Below are 18456 nucleotides of genomic sequence, written 5' to 3' on the forward strand. Positions count from 1 at the left end.
TAATAAAACTTATGGTACGCTTTATATTGGAGTCACTAATGACCTAGAGCGTCGTATGTTTGAACACAAGAATAAATTAGTTGAGGGTTTTAGTAAAAAGTATGGCTTATATAAGCTAGTTTATTTTGAAAGCTTTCAGTATGTTAATGATGCTATTACCCGTGAAAAGAATATGAAAAAATGGAAAAGGCAATGGAAAATAGATCGTATTGAAAAAGAGAATTTCAATTGGGTTGATTTATCTAAAGATTGGAGAGTTTTTGATGATTAGAACTGTTATTAGAGAGCTTGTGGCTATTTTTTTATGGTGTGGATTCCTGCCTTCACAGGAATGACAGCGGCGCTAGAGTTTTGTTTATGGTCTGTGGATTTTTGCTTTTGCAGGCATGACAGCGCTCTTCTGAATTATACGTTTTTAAGAAGACAGTATGTTTTATTTCAGTTTTCTGTAATAGCATTGTTGAAATGTAAATGGTTGGTTTTTAGTTTTGATAATTATTATATTTATTAAAGATTCCTGTTTTGTCATTCCTGCGAAGGCAGGAATCCACTCGTGTTTCATTTAGCTAAAATCAAATGTCCATTCATGTTTAAAACCATTCATCAATATTACCTTTATATTATTACTAATAAAACTTATGGTACGCTTTATATTGGAGTCACTAATGACCTAGAGCGTCGTATGTTTGAACACAAGAATAAATTAGTTGAGGGTTTTTAGTAAAAAGTATGGCTTATATAAGCTAGTTTATTTTGAAAGCTTTCAGTATGTTAATGATGCTATTACCCGTGAAAAGAATGTGAAAAAATGGAAAAGGCAATGGAAAATAGACCGTATTGAAAAAAAGAATTTCAATTGGGTTGACTTATCTAAAGATTGGAAGGTTTTTGATGATTAGAAGTGGTATTAGGGAGCTTATGGCTATTTTTTTATGGTGTGGATTCCTGTATACGTCAAGAAATAAGTAGGGATCAAAAATAACGATATTTAGTCTTCAAATACTTTTAATTCAGTTCCTAAAGTGATGTTGTTAATTCTGTCTTTTTTTGATTCATTAAGATAAAATAAAGTCCATGTTTTGTCATTTTCAAAGCGAGACCGACTATAGGTGTTATTTTTGCTTTCACTATAATTTACAGGAAAATAGGGTTTAATATGCTTTGGGAATTTATATAGACCTTCTGTAGTTTCCTTTTCATGAAATGGTGACGTTGGAATGAGGTTGCCTTCAACATCTGCAGGACCTAAGTTTAATAACGATAGGTAAAACCCATTTTTTGGTAAGTAAATTTGATGCTGTTCTAAATTGACGTTTAACTTATCCGTTTTTTCATTGAAGAGGATAACAATTGATTCCGTTGTGATCTCTTTCCCAGGTAAACCATTCTCATTAGTATAAAAACTCAGGCTATACAACGTAGTAAATGGATGTCGCTTTAAAACTTGCTTTTTCTTCCCCGAAAAATCCATAGTTTTATTATAGCTTGGAATGGTGATAGATTTTACCTGAACCTCTTTATCACCAAAATTATTTTCAATTAGGCAAGCAATTTCACTTCCTATAGGATTTCGGTAAGAGTTTAAGAAATCCTTATCGTTAATGGGTTTCGTTTTTTCTGTTTTAAACTTTCGCTTTTTATCAGATAAAACAACTTCCTCTAATTGTGTCGCAACAGGATTTAAAACTATAAGTTGCTCTTTTATGGAGTTAACAAAAACGATTTTTGTTTCATAGCCTAATGCAGAGAGTTGCATACTATCAGACGCGATGAGACTTAAGTTAAATTGCCCATTTTTATCTGTATAAATGCCGTCTTTATCTCCAAAGGAGATGTTTACATAAGCAATAGGTAGCGCTGTTAATTCATCACTAACAGTAATAATAGTTTCATTTTGCCCAATAATAGGACTAAGCTTGAGAAGCAAACATAAGCTTAAAATAAAATATTTGGAGTTCATTTATAATAGATGAGAGTTTCAGGAGCCTTGATGGTTCTCCTTACGATAAGTAATTAGAATTCTAACTTCTTCTTACGCAACTCAAAATTTTGACCCAAGTAAACTTTACGTACCATTTCATCACTCGCTAATTCTTCAGGTTTACCAGCTTTAAGAATGGTACCTTCAAACATTAAATATGTTCTATCTGTAATCGCAAGAGTTTCTTGTACGTTATGGTCGGTAATAAGAATACCGATATTCTTTTTCGTCAATTTTGCAATAATACGCTGAATATCTTCTACCGCTACCGGATCGACTCCTGCAAAAGGTTCATCCAATAATATAAAATTAGGATCGGTTGCTAGCGCACGTGCAATTTCAGTTCTACGACGTTCTCCTCCCGAAAGTAAATCACCTCTGCTAGTTCTAATATGACTTAAACCAAATTCTTCAATAAGCGATTCCATTTTAAAGTGCTGTTCTTTCTTACTCAGTTTAGTAAGTTGTAATACGCTTAAAATATTGTCTTCAATACTCAGTTTTCTAAATACAGACGCTTCTTGAGCTAAGTAGCCAATTCCGTTTTGAGCACGCTTGTACATTGGGTATTTTGTGATATTGGTATCATCTAAAAAAATATTACCACCATTGGGTTTAATAATCCCAACAATCATATAAAAAGACGTGGTTTTACCAGCTCCATTAGGGCCTAATAAACCAACAATCTCTCCTTGATTCACCTCTAAAGAGACATCCTTTACTACTTTTCGTCCGCTGTAGGACTTCATTAAATGTTCTGCTCGTAACTTCATATATGGTGTAAGAACGCTAAAAATAACAAAATCATATAGATTCTATTCGCTTTGGCTATCATTTATTAAAAGTTTAACCTTGTGAATTGTGGTGTTCTATGGCGTCCCAATATTCATGAGCGCGTCTTAAATGAGGAATCACAATAGTACCGCCAACCAAAGTTGCAATACCTAGTGCTTCACTAATTTCTTCTTTGGTTATACCTTCATTATAAGAGGCTTCTAAATGGTATTTTACACAATCATCACATCGTAGTACGGTTGAGGCTACCAAACCTAAAAGCTCTTTGGTTTTTTTATCTAGCGCTCCTGCTTGAAAGGCATTGGTATCTAGATTAAAAATTCGTTTTACAATTTTATTATTATCAGCTAATATTTTATCGTTCATTTTAGCACGATAATCATTGAATTCCTTTACAATATCAGACATAATTTAGGACTTAACTTTTGATTTTTTATTTTCTCTTGCAGCTCTTCGCTTTTGTTTTCTAATAACTAAAGCCGAAATATAAATGCTTATTTGGTACAATAATAATATAGGAATCGCCACAATAACCTGACTCGCAATATCTGGAGGTGTAATCACAGCAGATAAAATCAGTACAATAACTAAGGCGTATTTTCTATATTGTCTTAAGAATTGAGGTGTTACCAATCCGATTTTGGTTAAGAAATAAATAAGTATAGGTAATTCAAAAACAAAACCAGCGGCTAAAGATGATGATCTCACTATAGAATTATAGGAACTTAAATCAAAAGCGTTTGAAACCTCCTCGGCAAAAGTATAGTTCGTTAAAAAGTTTAATGATAAAGGAGTAATGACATAATATCCAAATGCAACACCTAAAAAGAAAAGTAATGATGCAATTATTATAAATCCTCTAGAATTTCTACGTTCATTTGTTTGCAACCCAGGACTAATAAAACTCCATAATTGATATAATACATAAGGGAAAGCAATGACTAAACCTGCATAAATTGATGTCCAGATATGTGCAGAAAACTGCCCACCAACAGATCTTACTTCAATAACAAAGGGTAACTCACTGGCGCAAAACGACATGTCCATTCCAAAGAATTTAGACATTTCACACAGTGCAACGTATGTTGGAAAATCCATGTGCTTTGGAGCCATTATAATTCCAACAATAAAATCTTTAAAAATAAAAGCTAAGATGGCTGCAACCATAATACTAGCTACAGCTCTAACTAAATGCCATCGCAATTCTTCGAGATGGTCTAAAAAAGACATCTCATCTACATTCTTTTTTGCCATTATATAATGCCTTCTTTTATTAAATCGTGAAGATGAACTACACCACAATACTTACCATCGTGCTCTACCAATAATTGAGAAATACCAAATTCTTCCATAACTTCCTTAGCGTCAACTGCCATGGCGTCTTCTAAAATCCGTCTTGGGTTGTTACTCATTATATCTTTAGCTTTTAAAGCTGTAAGATCATCACTTTTGCTCAGCATTCGTCTTAAATCTCCATCTGTAATAATTCCTACGATTTTATCATTTTCAACTACAGCTGTCACTCCTAACATTTTTTCAGTGATTTCAACAATCACTTCTTTTAATGACGCTTCAAGACCAACTTGTGGTTTTTGATTTTGAGAGGATAAATCATTTACTCTTAAATATAAACGTTTACCAAGTGCACCACCAGGATGGTATTTTGCAAAATCTTTACTCGAAAACCCTCTTAATTCCAATAAGCAAACCGCTAAAGCATCTCCAATTACGAGCTGTGCAGTAGTACTTGTTGTAGGTGCTAAATTATTAGGACAAGCTTCTTGTGCGACAAAAGCATTCAAAATAAAATCGGCTTGTTGCCCTAAAAAGGAGTCGATGTTGCCTGTAATCGCAATCATTTTATTATTTGCATTCTTAATAAGTGGTACTAAAACTTTAATTTCAGGAGTATTTCCACTTTTTGAAATGCAAATTACAACGTCGTCTTGGAGAATTAATCCGAGGTCTCCATGGATGGCATCAGCAGCGTGCATAAAAACCGCTGGAGTTCCAGTTGAATTTAATGTAGCAACGATTTTGTTAGCAATAATGGCACTTTTGCCGATTCCGGTGATAATAACACGACCCTTAGAATTGTAGATTAATTCTACTGCATCAGCAAAATCTTCTGTTAATAATTCAGCCAAATGGTCTATAGCTTTGCTTTCTAATTTTATGGTAGACGCTGCAGTTTTTAAGATAGTTTGCTTAGTGTTCAAAACTTATTATTTATTGAGTTTTCTAGGTTTAAAGAATTTGTTATCTTTAAACTTGTTGCAAATGTATATAAAATACCAATAGGGATTAATGAGTATTGCAGAAATTGACTTACACTCCGCATTAAAAAAGTACTTTGGATTTTCAGAATTCAAAGGCCTTCAAGAAGAAGTAATAAAGAACGTCGTAGCCGGTAATAACACTTTTGTTATTATGCCAACAGGTGGTGGAAAATCTTTATGTTATCAACTACCAGCTTTAATTGCTGAAGGTACTGCTATTGTAGTATCTCCTCTTATTGCTCTGATGAAGAATCAAGTAGATGCTATAAGGGCTGTGTCTGAGCACGAAGGTGTGGCACATGTCTTAAACTCTTCTTTGAACAAAACTGAAGTAAAACGTGTTAAAGACGACATTACAAATGGCATTACAAAGTTGCTATATGTAGCACCAGAGTCGTTGACAAAAGAAGAATATGTTGACTTTTTAAGAACCGTAAAAATTTCTTTTATGGCTGTCGATGAAGCCCATTGTATTAGTGAATGGGGACACGATTTTAGACCAGAATATAGAAATCTTAAGACGATTATTAAGCGTATTGGCGATAATATTCCAATTGTTGGACTTACAGCAACAGCAACTCCGAAGGTTCAAGAGGATATTTTGAAGAGTTTAGGGATGCCAAATGCCGTAACTTTTAAAGCGTCCTTTAATAGACCTAACTTGTATTATGAAGTACGACCAAAAACTAAAACAGTAGATGCCGATATTATTCGTTTTGTAAAACAGAACGATGGTAAATCTGGTATTATATATTGTTTAAGTCGGAAACGTGTTGAAGGCTTAGCACAAGTTCTTCAAGTCAATGGAGTAAAAGCAGTGCCGTATCATGCTGGTTTAGATGCTAAAACACGAGTGAAACATCAAGATATGTTCTTAATGGAAGATACTGATGTTGTTGTAGCAACTATAGCCTTTGGGATGGGTATTGATAAACCAGATGTCCGCTTTGTAATTCATCATGATATTCCTAAAAGTATAGAAAGTTATTATCAAGAAACGGGTCGTGCTGGTCGTGATGGAGGAGAAGGTCATTGTTTGGCGTATTACGCTTATAAAGATATAGAGAAACTTGAAAAGTTTATGGCAGGTAAACCTGTTGCAGAACAAGAAATTGGCCACGCCTTACTACAAGAAGTGGTCGCTTTCGCGGAAACTTCGGTATCTCGACGTAAATTTATTCTTCATTATTTTGGTGAAGAATTTGATAATGAAACTGGTGATGGTGGTGATATGGATGATAATGTTCGTCATCCGAAAAAGCAAGTTGAAGCTCAAGATGATGTTAAAATTCTTTTAGATACTGTTGCTAAAACGAATGAAAAATATAAAGCTAAAGATTTAGTACAAGTACTTGTTGGCAATTCAAATGCACTTATTTCTTCGCATAAAACGGATTTACAAAAGCACTTTGGAGTTGGTAAAGCTAAAGATCCTAGATATTGGATGGCATTAATCCGTCAGGTTTTAGTGGCGCGTTTTTTAAAGAAGGATATTGAAACCTATGGTGTTTTAAGGTTAAGTAACGAAGGAAAAGATTTTATAAATAATCCAACATCTTTTATGATGGCTGAGGACCACGTGTTTGATGAAGAATCAAACGACGGTATCGTTACTAACTCTAAAGGAGGAGGAGCCGTTGCAGACGAAAAGTTAATGAGTATGCTTAAAGACTTACGTAAGCGTAATGCTAAAAAGTTAGGAGTGCCTCCATTTGTGATTTTTCAAGATCCATCATTAGAAGATATGTCTTTAAAGTACCCTATTAATATAGAGGAATTATCTAATGTCCATGGAGTAGGTGAGAGTAAAGCAAAAAAATACGGAAAGGACTTTGTCGGTTTAATTGCAGATTACGTAGAAGACAATGATATTTTACGACCAGAGGATATGGTAGTGAAGTCTACAGGAACTAATTCTGCTATAAAATTATATATCATTCAAAATGTAGATCGAAAATTACCTTTAAGTGATATTGCCTCTTCTAAAGGTATGGGAATGTCTGCTTTTATAAAGGAAATGGAATCTATTGTGTTTTCTGGAACAAAGTTGAATATCAATTATTGGATTGATGACATTTTAGATGAAGATCAACAGGAAGAAATCCATGAGTATTTTATGGAAACTGAAAGCGATAAAATAGATGATGCTATTGAAGAGTTTGATGGTGATTACGACGATGAAGAATTACGCTTGTATCGAATAAAGTTTATGAGTGAAGTGGCGAATTAAGTGTTCAGTGGGCAGTCTTCAGTAAGCAGTGTTCAGTATGAAGTAAGAACTCTCCGTTTATGAGTTTTCTCAGTTTGAGCGAATTTAGTGACTGTTAATTATATATTTTGTATCGAGAAAATCTTTTTAAAGTTCTCGATACAAAATTAAATTTTTCACTACGTTTCAATTTTAATTCCACTCGAACTGACAAACACAATTTTTATTCTTCTTCATCAGTCGCCTCAATAACCACATATTTACTAAATAGAATATCATGCTTCTTTACTTTTATTTGAATGCTTCTAAGTGTGGCACTTTCTAAATTTTTAACATCACTTTCTTCAATCTGAAAATCAATTTTAGTAACATTTCTACCTTTAGTATCTGAGTTCTCTGATTCAAATTCTGGCATATCAGCTTCTAATTTTAATTTGAAGTCATCTCCAACAAAGTATAATTGTGCTCCATTTTTAGATTTCACATTGAGCGCACCAACAATAACGGTTTGAAAAAAGAAATAGCCTCCCAATTCATTTAAGCCTGCGAACAGGACATTATTTTCAGAGACACCAAAAGGTCTGTTTTCAACATCATTAATGATAGCTTCAATAGTATCACCAGACTGAGATGTTGTTTCAGAATTTTTAGAACCAAAGAGTTTAGATAACGAAAATGCCATGTGATTTGTTTTTTCAAAACTAAAAAAAGAATCAGAACCCGAAATCGAATTTGAAGTTGTTTTATTTCGATTTCAATTTCAGATTCGATTTCAAGTTAACTTTCTTATCTTTGCACCCTTAAACAAATTAAAAGATAATGCAAGACGGTATATACGCAAAATTCAACACTACAAAAGGTGCAATTTTAGTAAATTTAGAGTTCGAGAAAGCTCCAGGAACAGTTGGTAACTTTGTTGCTTTAGCAGAAGGAAATTTAGAAAATTCAGTTAAGCCACAAGGAAATCCTTACTACGATGGATTAAAATTTCATAGAGTTATTCCAGATTTTATGATACAAGGTGGTTGTCCACAAGGAACAGGAACTGGGAATCCAGGTTATAAATTTGATGATGAATTTCATCCAGATTTAAGACATAGTGGTCCTGGTGTTTTAGCTATGGCAAACTCTGGTCCTGGTACTAACGGAAGTCAGTTTTACATTACGCATATTGCAACAGATTGGTTAGATAATAAGCACACTGTTTTTGGAAATGTAGTAGAAGGACAAGATATTGTTGACGCTATTGCACAAGGTGATAAAATTGAGACTATTGAAATCATAAGACAAGGTGATGCTGCTGAAAAGTTTAATGCTATTGAGGCGTTTAGAACCTTTGAAGGGTCTCGTGAAAAGCGTATCGCTGAAGAACGCGAAGCTTTAAGAGCAGAATTAGATAAATTAGCTGTAGGTTTTGATGAAACGAAATCTGGTTTACGTTACCAAATCATCCAAAAAGGAGATGGTAAAAAAGCAGAAAAAGGAAATACAGTTTCTGTACATTATAAAGGTCAGTTAGCTGACGGAACGGTTTTCGATTCGTCTTACAAAAGAAATTCTCCACTAGATTTTCAAGTTGGAGTAGGTCAGGTAATTGCAGGATGGGATGAAGGTATTTGTCTTTTAAATGTCGGAGATAAAGCACGTTTGGTAATTCCTAGTGATTTAGGTTATGGTGCTGCTGGTGCTGGAGGAGTTATTCCACCTAATGCAACTTTAGTATTTGATGTAGAATTAATGGGTGTGAAATAATCACATTGTATTAGATACATACTTAATAAAATTAAAAAAGTCTCACTTAATAGTGAGGCTTTTTTTTTGCTCTTATTTATAATTAATTAAACCAAGATGAAATCTAAAGCTTTAATAGTATTAATTGTAATTGAACATCTGAACTAGCTATAAGATTGTAATTGGTTTATCTCTAGTTATTTTGGAAGGGTTACGCATTTTTTACGATAAATCTTCTTTTTTAACAGTAATTTCTTACATTATTATTTAATTTTAGAGAAAATCAAAACATATAATTTATGAAACAACTATTACTCAATTTTTTTGCAACAATCGGTATGATTGGTATGGTAACTGCTCAAGGTTACACAACACCAGATACAAATAGTACTTTTACTTTAGATGACCTTGTATCAGCGAGTCCGTCTACCATTTCGGTGAGCGGAACGACGTATACCTTAGTGGAAGATCTTACAATCTCTGCAAGTGACACTTTTAATATCAGTGAGGATGTCACTTTAGAGATTGGTGCAGATATACTAATAACTATTTATGGAGTTTTTAATGTAAATGCGGATAATGCTGTTTTTACTGCTATTGATATTACAGCTCCTTATGATGGTTTTCGTTTTCAAGAATTTTCAGATATTACGATTCAAAATGCCACGATACAATACGGAGGTGGTCTACGTGTGCTTACAGAAACATTTACTATTGATAATTGTTTAATAACCAATAATGTTTCGGGAGTTTCTACAGGTGGTGTTATTGGAGTTTCAAGAGGTAAACCTCAAATTACTAATAATACTATAATATTTAATCAAACGACTGCTATTGGGTCTGGCGCTACAAACCAAGTTTCTCCTTATATATTTAATAATTATATTGAAGGGAATAACCAAGACAATTCTAACCGTCCTCAGATTAATTTAGGACCGACATTAGAAGATCCTACACAAATTATTCAGAATACTATTAAAGGTGATCGCAGTTTATCACAAGTAGGAGGGATTTCTGTTTCTGACTTAATAAGTGCAGGTGTCGTGAATGCTGTAATCGATGATAATATTATAACTGACAACCGTTATGGTATGGTAATACAAAGTAACAATGTGTCTGCATTTATTAGAAATAATGTGATTGAAGACAATAATACTCAAAATAATCCTAATCTTGGTGGAAGTGGTATTTCATTGGTTGCTGCGTTAGAAGGCAATGTTATTGTGGCTAGTGGTAATGAGATTCGTAGAAATTTATGGGGAATTACACTTCAGGGCGAGTCTATGATTAACTTAGGTGACGATGTTGATAACATTGGACAAAATGTATTTTCTGAAAATGGTAATGGTGGAGCGATATATGCAGTTTACAATAATACAGATAACCCATTGACAGCGATGCATAACTGTTGGGATGAAACTAATGTTCCAAATACATTAGCTGATGCTGAAGCTGTAATTGTACATCAAAATGATATTGCAACTTTAGGATTGGTAACGTTTGATCCGGTGAATTGTGGTTTTTTAAGTTTAGATGAACTTGCTTATAATGAGATGGCTATTTATCCTAATCCTACTTCTGGTCAATTTGGTTTAACAAACAATACGTTGTTTGATCAGATGAACGTTTATAGTATTGATGGAAAACTTATCATGCAAAAAACGCTTCAATTAGGTTCTAATGACTTATATCTAGATTTAAATACAGGTTTATATCTATTAGAATTTAACGGATTAAATGCAAAAGCAACTAAAAAGTTAGTGATTAAATAATTTAAGACTTATAAAATTTTAAAAAAGCTCTACCGTAGTTGGTAGAGCTTTTTTTTGTGGTTTAAAGTATACTTGGTTTAGCTTATTGATAACAACGGTAATATTTCAGATCAACAGGGTAAAACATAATTAGACTAACATTTAGTAAGCTATGTTAAAACGTGTGTCGCCGATTTATCGATTTCTTTTTGTTAATTCATCTTCGGTAATATAACCGTCCTTATTTTTATCACGCATATTAAAGTTCTCTTTTAATTTCCCTTTGGCTTCAGATTTTGAGATTTTGCCATCATTGTTGGTATCCATATTCTCTAGCATTTTACGGAAAGAAGGAGCTGTATTTTTTGTCTTTTGACTATTAGATTCTTGTTGGTTTTGTTTTACAGGTTTGGTATTAGGTACTGATTGTTGTGTAGTCTCAGTATTTTCTAAGTTGTTTGTATTTCTAACGCCGCTATTTGAGTTCTCGCTAGACGTACTATTGTGAGAGCTTTGTAAAGTCATTAAGTCTTCTCCATATATAATATTGCCTAAGTAGTTTTTTCGAAGCTCTGCAGTTGTGGCGTCTTCATCTATATCTGTAACGTTGAAATGTGTTAAAACTAAAGTCTTAACATTGGACTCTTTAGCCATTTGAGAGCTTTCCGCTAAATTAACGTGTGCTTTTTCTTTTGCTCCGTTATTTTTCCCATTAGTTTTAGTTTCTTTTCGTTTTGAACCAAGCGCAATGGCACCACCAGAATCCATTATTAAATAATCCGCATTTTTAGCCAAAATAGGTAAGGATTCAGAGTAGGTTAAATCACCCGAAATCACAATGGACGTATCACCTGCGTCAAAACGATAGGCGAGCGTTGCAATAGTATGGTTTACGGGAGTATACGACACGGTAATATCTCCAATTTGAAAGGTATTATTTCCTGTTAAGTTTTTAGCTTCATACTTAGATGTTACATCGGTTAGAGTTCTTCCTGATTTTGATAATCTATAATCAATGTCTTCTTTATAAATGCTAAGGATGTGATCTATAATGGAAGTGGTTTGTTCTGGTCCTGCTATAATTGTCCTGTTACCACCAAGAAGTGATTGAATAAAAATAGGAGCCAACTCCTCATTATGGTCTAAATGATGGTGTGTAAAAAGCAAACCGTCTATGTCTTTAATTTTTGTGTCAATCTTATCTAAATTGGCTTGAGTACCATTGCCCATGTCTACTAAAATCCGGGTATTTTTATAAGAAATTAATACCGAAGGCCCTGAACGTTCAGTATTATATTTGGGAGATCCTGAACCAATTATGGTTGCGGTTAATTGCGAATTGTTTTCTTGAGCGAATAGTTGTGTTCCTAAAAAAAGCAGTATTAAAACCCAGTGGTTTTTCATTTTATATATTTCTTTCTTTGACACTTCGTTTTCTTAAAGGTTTAATTTAAGAAGGAAATAAAGGTATTTAAATTGGTAAGGGGCTTCGGTATGATGAGTTGTGGTTTTATTTTGCTATAGGTACATTGGAGAAAATAGTTAATGGAGATTAGAAAAGTGCTTTAGTGAAAAGGTAGTGAGTATTTCTCTTGCCCTCAGTTATTTTGAGCGATAACTAGTCTTACTTTTTCTCCGAAATAGATGTACTTATTTAAAAATAGAAGTTGTTATTTCGTAAGGAGGTTTCATTCATGATACTATGAAAGATACGGTCGTTTAAGTTGACGTAAGTAATGAAACGGTGTTTTTTAACGGTCACCACATTGCTGTGTGATTGTGCGCTAGTATTTTTAAATAGGAAATAGGATGTAATAAAATAGCATTAATGTTTGATGGAAACTGTAAAAGTGCTTTAGTTAAAAGTTAATGAGTTTTTACTACAGTACTTTGTTGCGGTGCGTAATTTTTTGACGCAGACATTGGATTCACTTGTATTTGTCCCCCGATTGCTTTCAATACTTTCATAATTGTCGAAAATTGTGGTTTCGCACCATCAGATAAAGCTTTGTATAAACTCGGTCTGCTTAATCCTGTTTCTTCCGCAATTTTTGTCATTCCGATGGCTTTTGCAATATGTCCAATTGCATTAATTATATCCGCATTATTTCCTTCTTGCAAAACGGTATTGAGGTATTCCGCAATCATTTCTTTGCTTTCTAAATAATCCGCTATTTCAAATCTTGAAGTTCCCATTTTCTATTTATTCAATTTTTTCCAAATTTCTTTCGCTTTTGCAATATCCTTTTGTTGCGTAGATTTATCTCCTCCAATTAGTAAAACAATTATTTTTCCGTCTTTTTCTTTAAAGTAAACTCTGTAACCTTTCGCAAAATTTATTCGCATTTCACGAATTCCATCGCCAACTGTTTTACAATCGCCAAAATGTTCGTCAGTTTCTAATTTCTGAATCCTAAACAAAATTTTTGCTTTTGCCTTAAAGTCTTTTAACTTTCTCAGCCATTTGTCAAATTCATCTGTTTTTTCAATAAAGAACATAAGCACTGTATCTACTTGGATACAAAGTTAAGAAAAATATTTGAATATATTCAATTCAGATTGAGTTTTCAGCAGAGTGAATTTTTATGCACCTCAACTAGTTACAACAATATTAAGATAAACTTCATCTCATCCTTATTTTTGAATAAGCAAAACTTTCAACCTCATTTCCTTCCAGCCAAAACTAAACTTAACTGCTTTCCGAAAATCGCAGTAATTCCGCCAGCCAAGCCACCAACAACACCTGTAACTAACATTAAAACATAAGGATTACCACCTAATGGTAAGAGCACAGCGATACGCTTCGCTAACGTAAAATCGTTTCCGCTACTTATAAAATAACTCATTACAAACCAAAATATAAGAATGGCCAAAAACGGAATAAAAAACACGGCTGCTTTTCTTAAGGGTATAAATAAAGCTGTTGCTAATGCGGCTGTCATTACAGACCACCATGGTAGAAATAAGGATAATACATATGCTAAGACTATAGTGACTATAAAATTGATGATATTTTTGCTCATTAGTTCGATGGTGTTAGTGTTTGTGTGCCAATAATAGCGTCGGTTGCCGTATTGCTTTGTAGAAAATTAAGACTATGGTATTTTCCGGCAGCCCAATCGTCTATAAAATTATCGTAATATTTACTTCCTGGGTTTCCAGATTGTCCACCTGGATAAATACCAAAAGCAGTAGGAGGTGAGGTCATTTCTACAATCATTCTCCAAGATGGGCCATGGTCTTCGGAAGTCGCATTAACAATACTGCGATCTCCACCAATCGGAATATCAAAAACAGAAAAGGCAGGTAAACCTTGTAGTAAATGACTTGCATGAGTGGCTTTATAAGTTAGCCAAGTGTAGTCGCCTTTTTCGGCTTTAATTTCTATAAGACGTGCGGCAGCTGCTTTAAAGGCTAATAAAAATAAGTCTTTTGCGGTTTCTGTTTCAGGTGTGTCTACAATATCCATAAAGGCATCATCGCCTTTGTTTTTTAATAAATAAATGGTTTGGTAGGCGAATGGTTGTTCTAAGGCTGTATCTTCTACATCAAACTCATCCCAAACCATATCGTAAAGTTTTCCATACCATTGTCTAAAAATACTAGGTCCAACTTCGTTAATATCGTTATTAAATTGCCAAGTCTTTATTTCATCATAGATGGCTTTTTCTTCTTCAGTTAAACTAGAATTATCCATGTGCTCTAACATGTATGGTACAATTTCAGCAGCTTTAAGGTTGTAGTTATTGTTGTGTAAATCCTTGAAATCTTGAACACTAAACTTATCCTTAGAATTGAAGAAATCATTAATTACACGATTTCTATAGGTTTCATAACCATCATTAAAGACATAATACGGATAGGTTTCATCAACAGGGTGCTGATTTGCAGAACTTACAAAACCACGTTCCGGATTTTTAGTGTGTGCATTAAACTCTTGTGGAATAAATCCTTGCCAGTCGTTTTCAGATTTGCTACCGTCCATAATAAACTTACCTTGACCTTCCCATTTATTTGGCAGTAAACCTTGTATCCATAACGCAATATCTCCTTCAGTAGATGCAAACACAAAATTCTGAGCAGGGGCAATCCAGTTTTTTAAAGCTTCCGTATAGTCATCATAGTTTTTGGCTTTGTTTAATTCGGTAAAGGTCTTTTGACCATTCCCAGGAATATGACCTGTCCACTGCATCGCATAACCCGCTAATTCTTGGTCAGACTTAAAGTTTTTATCATAGACCACAGGACCATGATGTGTGTAGAGTACGGAATCCTTGTAGGTTTCTTTACCTTTTATTTTAATCTCTTCAACGCGTACAGACACATCTTTCCATTGATTGTCGAATTTATATTGTGTTCTATTGGCATTGAATTCAATTTTATACCAATCAATAACATCTCTTGTGGCGTTGGTTTCGCCCCAAGCAATATGTTGATTAAAACCAGAAATAACAGCTAATGCACCAGGTAATGTGGCACCAAAGGCGTTGTGGTCTGGAGTGCTCAATTGCATAACAAACCAAATGGAAGGTAGGTTTAAACCTAAATGTGGATCGTTAGCTAAAATAGCATTTCCGGTAGTTGATTTTTTACCAGAAACAGCCCAATTATTACTACCGTTATCTGGATTCGGTTTATCGATAGTTTCGGAAATAGAATCTAAAACAGGCGTGCTATTTGGGGTTGGAGTTTGTGGCACGTCAATAAAACTCCAATCAGTGTCTTTTGATATTATAGGATCTGTAATGTCGAAGAAATCTGGAAACAATAAATCGAATCGTTCCTTACCAAACAATCGTAAGGCATTCGTGTTTTCCATGTCGTCATCTCCACCAGCCAACATTTTAGTCATATACATTAATAGTAAAGCCGTTTTTTTAGGTGTCCATGCTTCGGGTTTATAATCCAATAATTTATATTCAACCGGTAAATCTTTTGGCTCTAATTGATTGATATAGCTATTTACACCATCTGCATAGGCTTGTACCATGGCTGAGGTGGTGTCATCGTCCGCCATTTTGTTTAGGGTTTGTTCTGCTCCATAACCCATGCCTCGTCTACGTTCTTGTCGGTCGTAATTAAGTGCGGCGTCTCCTATAATTTCAGATAAACGACCAGAAGCTGCAAACGTCTGAAATTCCATTTGCCATAACCTGTGCTTTGCGGTTATGTAGCCTTGTGCTCTGTATAAATCGAGATCGTTTTGAGCAAATACATGTGGAATTAATTCCGCATCATAATGCACGGTGACTTTATCTTTTAAATCAGGAATCGAAATCTCTCCAGTAATGGATTCGTCGGTTTCATTTTGCCAGACTCCTGTGTAAGGATTTAAGAATTTACCAATAGGCGGAATGGATCCGAACTTAGTGTTTAGCGCAAAGAAAATGCCTATCGTTAGAACGAAGGATAGAATTAGTTTAAAATACTTCATGAAGTTAAATTATAGAGAATTTAAAAATAGGAAAATTATTATTAATGTGAGACACGGACTGCACTAATTATTAGTTGTGTTGAATAAGAATTAGTTACATTGAAATTAGCACGAAATACGAAGGGGTAGAAGCTTTGCGACTTAACGGTTATACGCGATAGATTATAGTGGTATCTGAGGTTTTTCCTTGAAGTACACGAAGGTTTTACATAGAGTTTACACGGATATTGCACAGAGAAAAAGAAGAAAATTTGAATTTTAATACCTAAATTTAAAATGAAAAATTAATTTGCTAAAGGCTAAAGGCTAAAGGCTAAAGGCTAAAGGCTAAAGGCTAAAGGCTAAAGACTAAAGACTAAAGGCTAAAGGCTAAAGGCTAAAGACTAAAGACTAAAGACTAAAGACTAAAGACTAAAGGCAGAAAACTATCGAAGCACCAACTTCTTAACAACTTCCTTTCTCAAGGATTCATTAAGCATCTTTATAATTTTATCTGTACCGTAACTCAATTCTTCACGTAGCACACTAGAGCTGAGTTGCACATAAAGTGTATCGTGTTTTAGTTCAATTGCGGTTGTGTAATTATTAACTCCGTTTCCCATAAGATTTGCCCAAGCTTCACGCACATCTACTTTATCTAAACCGGACTGTAAATTGTTGGTTTGTACAAACTCTTTTAGAATGTCTTGTATGGGTTGGTTATCGTTATTTCGTTTTGCCATTTCTAATTGTCTTTACGTATTTTAATCGCTCTGTTTTGCTCAGGTAATTGAAATTATTCTAAATCTAATTTTATAGAAGTGTAACGTTTGTAAAGATACACATTTTCATCCTCATTAACGATTTTAAGTTGGGTTGGAGTGGCTTCTAAAATTGTCTCATTCCAATTCGCATAAGGGGTCGTATAGTAAATGTTTAGTTTGTTACCTTCAATTTTTAGTTGAATAGTCTCCGCATCATCAGATGTAAAATAGGTGTCATTTATGCCTGGCTTTAGTTTTTTCTGAAACCCTTTAAGCTATCATTTACGCTGATATAATCTATAGTTTCGTTGAACTTGTATTCTTTCTTACTACCATCTGCCATGGTAACTTCTTCAATTTCCCAATATCCTTCTACGTGCTCAATGTAGATTTCTGGGTTTGGAGAACAGCTAAATATAAAAAGACAGAGTAGCCAAAAACAGTTTTTCATAATTTGAAAATTTTATAGGATTGGTGGGTTTGCTTTATCACATCTTCAGTACGTTCGGCATGTGTATCGCTTATAAATATTTGTCCAAAATGCTCGTCATCTACGAGATTGATGATTTGCGCCACGCGGTTTTCATCTAACTTATCAAAAATATCATCTAATAAGAGAATAGGAGAGACCCCGCTTTGTAGTTTTATAAAATCGAATTGCGCCAACTTCAACGCAATTAAAAAGGATTTCTGCTGTCCTTGACTTCCAAACTTTTTAATAGGAAAGTCGTCAATCAAAAAGACTAAATCGTCTTTGTGTGTGCCTACAGTGGTATATTGAATCGCTCTATCCTTATTAATCGACTTTTTAAGTAAATCTATTAATTCATCATCAAATAAATCACTTTTATATTGTAGATCGATGGTTTCTTTACTTTGGCTAATGGCTTCGTAACGTGCTTTAAAAATAGGAATAAACGTTTTTAAGAAAGCGTCTCGTTTTTTAAATATTTCGGTACCGTAGTTATGAAGTTGTTCATTATATATAGACAGCGTATCATTATTAAAGGTATTGTTGACTGCGAAATATTTTAATAATGCATTACGCTGTGAGAGTACCTTATTATAATTAATGAGTTCCGTTAAATAGCTTTTATCACTCTGCGAAATAACACTATCTATAAATTTACGTCTGGTATCGCTACCTTCAATAATGAGATCGCGATCTGCAGGAGAAATAATAACGAGCGGAATAAAACCAATATGCTCACTAAACTTTTCGTACGCCTTGCCATTCTTTTTAATGACTTTTTTCTGACCACGTTTTAAGGATACAATGATTTTTTCGGTGCGTTCATATTTAGAGAAATTACCATCCACCACAAAAAACTCTGCATTGTGGTTGATATTTTGAACCGCAATAGGATTAAAGTAACTTTTTCCGAAAGCCAGATGATAAATAGCATCTAAGGCATTCGTTTTTCCAATACCATTGGCTCCAACAAAACAATTGATTTTGACGTCGAAATCGAAAACCTGACTTTCAAAATTTTTATAATTAACTAAAGATAGCGTGTTTAGATTCATGAAAAG

19 protein-coding genes are annotated in these 18456 nt (G+C 34.0%); 5 read left to right on the top strand and 14 right to left on the bottom strand.

Going from position 1 to position 18456, the window contains the following annotated elements; genetic code table 11:
- A partial coding sequence (locus tag ADIWIN_RS02950) for a GIY-YIG nuclease family protein (RefSeq protein WP_040756427.1) occupies positions 1–271 on the top strand: 271 nt, incomplete at its 5' end.
- 315 nt (positions 272–586) lie between these two features.
- Positions 587–721, top strand: coding sequence for a GIY-YIG nuclease family protein (locus ADIWIN_RS21735; protein ID WP_020896051.1), 135 nt, complete (start codon positions 587–589; stop codon positions 719–721).
- Positions 722–988: 267 nt separating this feature from the next.
- Here ADIWIN_RS21735 and ADIWIN_RS02960 read toward each other — a convergent pair whose 3' ends face one another.
- The 5 genes from ADIWIN_RS02960 to ADIWIN_RS02980 all read right to left on the bottom strand — a co-directional run bounded on the left by ADIWIN_RS02960 (position 989) and on the right by ADIWIN_RS02980 (position 4995).
- Positions 989–1927, bottom strand: coding sequence for a carboxypeptidase-like regulatory domain-containing protein (locus ADIWIN_RS02960; protein ID WP_020896053.1), 939 nt, complete (start codon positions 1925–1927; stop codon positions 989–991).
- 86 nt (positions 1928–2013) lie between these two features.
- Positions 2014–2754, bottom strand: a complete 741-nt coding sequence (gene lptB / locus ADIWIN_RS02965) for an LPS export ABC transporter ATP-binding protein (RefSeq protein WP_020896054.1) — start codon at positions 2752–2754, stop codon at positions 2014–2016.
- A 73-nt stretch (positions 2755–2827) separates the two neighbouring features.
- Positions 2828–3184, bottom strand: coding sequence for a carboxymuconolactone decarboxylase family protein (locus tag ADIWIN_RS02970; protein ID WP_020896055.1), 357 nt, complete (start codon positions 3182–3184; stop codon positions 2828–2830).
- A gap of 3 nt (positions 3185–3187) precedes the next feature.
- Entirely contained in the window at positions 3188–4030 is an 843-nt protein-coding gene (gene tatC, locus ADIWIN_RS02975) for a twin-arginine translocase subunit TatC (protein ID WP_020896056.1), read from the bottom strand.
- Complete coding sequence (locus tag ADIWIN_RS02980) at positions 4030–4995, bottom strand: KpsF/GutQ family sugar-phosphate isomerase (protein ID WP_020896057.1); 966 nt, start codon at positions 4993–4995, stop codon at positions 4030–4032. The genes tatC and ADIWIN_RS02980 overlap by 1 nt, the downstream gene beginning before the upstream one ends.
- Before the next feature lie 88 nt (positions 4996–5083).
- Here ADIWIN_RS02980 and ADIWIN_RS02985 point away from each other — a divergent pair, with 88 nt between their 5' ends.
- Positions 5084–7285: a RecQ family ATP-dependent DNA helicase gene (locus ADIWIN_RS02985; RefSeq protein WP_020896058.1), complete on the top strand. Its 2202-nt coding sequence runs from the start codon at positions 5084–5086 to the stop codon at positions 7283–7285.
- Between the two features lie 202 nt (positions 7286–7487).
- Here the strand turns inward: ADIWIN_RS02985 and ADIWIN_RS02990 are convergent, their stop codons facing one another.
- The gene (locus ADIWIN_RS02990) at positions 7488–7946 is read right to left on the bottom strand and encodes a hypothetical protein (RefSeq protein ID WP_020896059.1); all 459 of its coding nucleotides are present in this window, start codon (positions 7944–7946) and stop codon (positions 7488–7490) included.
- 137 nt (positions 7947–8083) lie between these two features.
- On the opposite strand from ADIWIN_RS02990, the gene ADIWIN_RS02995 reads away from it, so the two are divergent.
- Positions 8084–9016: a peptidylprolyl isomerase gene (locus tag ADIWIN_RS02995; RefSeq protein WP_020896060.1), complete on the top strand. Its 933-nt coding sequence runs from the start codon at positions 8084–8086 to the stop codon at positions 9014–9016.
- A 278-nt stretch (positions 9017–9294) separates the two neighbouring features.
- Entirely contained in the window at positions 9295–10767 is a 1473-nt protein-coding gene (locus tag ADIWIN_RS03000) for a T9SS type A sorting domain-containing protein (protein WP_020896061.1), read from the top strand.
- 174 nt (positions 10768–10941) lie between these two features.
- On the opposite strand, the gene ADIWIN_RS03005 is transcribed toward ADIWIN_RS03000, so the two are convergent.
- From ADIWIN_RS03005 to recF, 8 genes are all read right to left on the bottom strand, one after another.
- A complete protein-coding gene (locus ADIWIN_RS03005) occupies positions 10942–12150 on the bottom strand; it encodes an MBL fold metallo-hydrolase (protein WP_020896062.1) in 1209 nt (402 codons plus the stop codon).
- Between the two features lie 462 nt (positions 12151–12612).
- On the bottom strand, positions 12613–12942 hold the full coding sequence (locus tag ADIWIN_RS03010) for an addiction module antidote protein (RefSeq protein ID WP_020896063.1): 330 nt from the start codon (positions 12940–12942) through the stop codon (positions 12613–12615).
- Between the two features lie 3 nt (positions 12943–12945).
- On the bottom strand, positions 12946–13245 hold the full coding sequence (locus ADIWIN_RS03015; protein ID WP_020896064.1) for a type II toxin-antitoxin system RelE/ParE family toxin: 300 nt from the start codon (positions 13243–13245) through the stop codon (positions 12946–12948).
- Positions 13246–13409: 164 nt separating this feature from the next.
- Positions 13410–13769, bottom strand: coding sequence for a hypothetical protein (locus ADIWIN_RS03020; RefSeq protein WP_040756428.1), 360 nt, complete (start codon positions 13767–13769; stop codon positions 13410–13412).
- Positions 13769–16180: a penicillin acylase family protein gene (locus ADIWIN_RS03025; protein ID WP_020896066.1), complete on the bottom strand. Its 2412-nt coding sequence runs from the start codon at positions 16178–16180 to the stop codon at positions 13769–13771. The genes ADIWIN_RS03020 and ADIWIN_RS03025 overlap by 1 nt, the downstream gene beginning before the upstream one ends.
- Before the next feature lie 425 nt (positions 16181–16605).
- On the bottom strand, positions 16606–16902 hold the full coding sequence (locus tag ADIWIN_RS03030) for a DciA family protein (RefSeq protein WP_020896067.1): 297 nt from the start codon (positions 16900–16902) through the stop codon (positions 16606–16608).
- A gap of 271 nt (positions 16903–17173) precedes the next feature.
- A complete protein-coding gene (locus ADIWIN_RS21115) occupies positions 17174–17374 on the bottom strand; it encodes a hypothetical protein (protein WP_020896068.1) in 201 nt (66 codons plus the stop codon).
- The gene (gene recF / locus ADIWIN_RS03040) at positions 17371–18450 is read right to left on the bottom strand and encodes a DNA replication/repair protein RecF (protein ID WP_020896069.1); all 1080 of its coding nucleotides are present in this window, start codon (positions 18448–18450) and stop codon (positions 17371–17373) included. The genes ADIWIN_RS21115 and recF overlap by 4 nt, the downstream gene beginning before the upstream one ends.
- Between the last annotated feature and the right edge of the window lie 6 nt (positions 18451–18456).

It is taken from the genome of Winogradskyella psychrotolerans RS-3 (assembly GCF_000427335.1).
Lineage (GTDB): Bacteria > Bacteroidota > Bacteroidia > Flavobacteriales > Flavobacteriaceae > Winogradskyella > Winogradskyella psychrotolerans.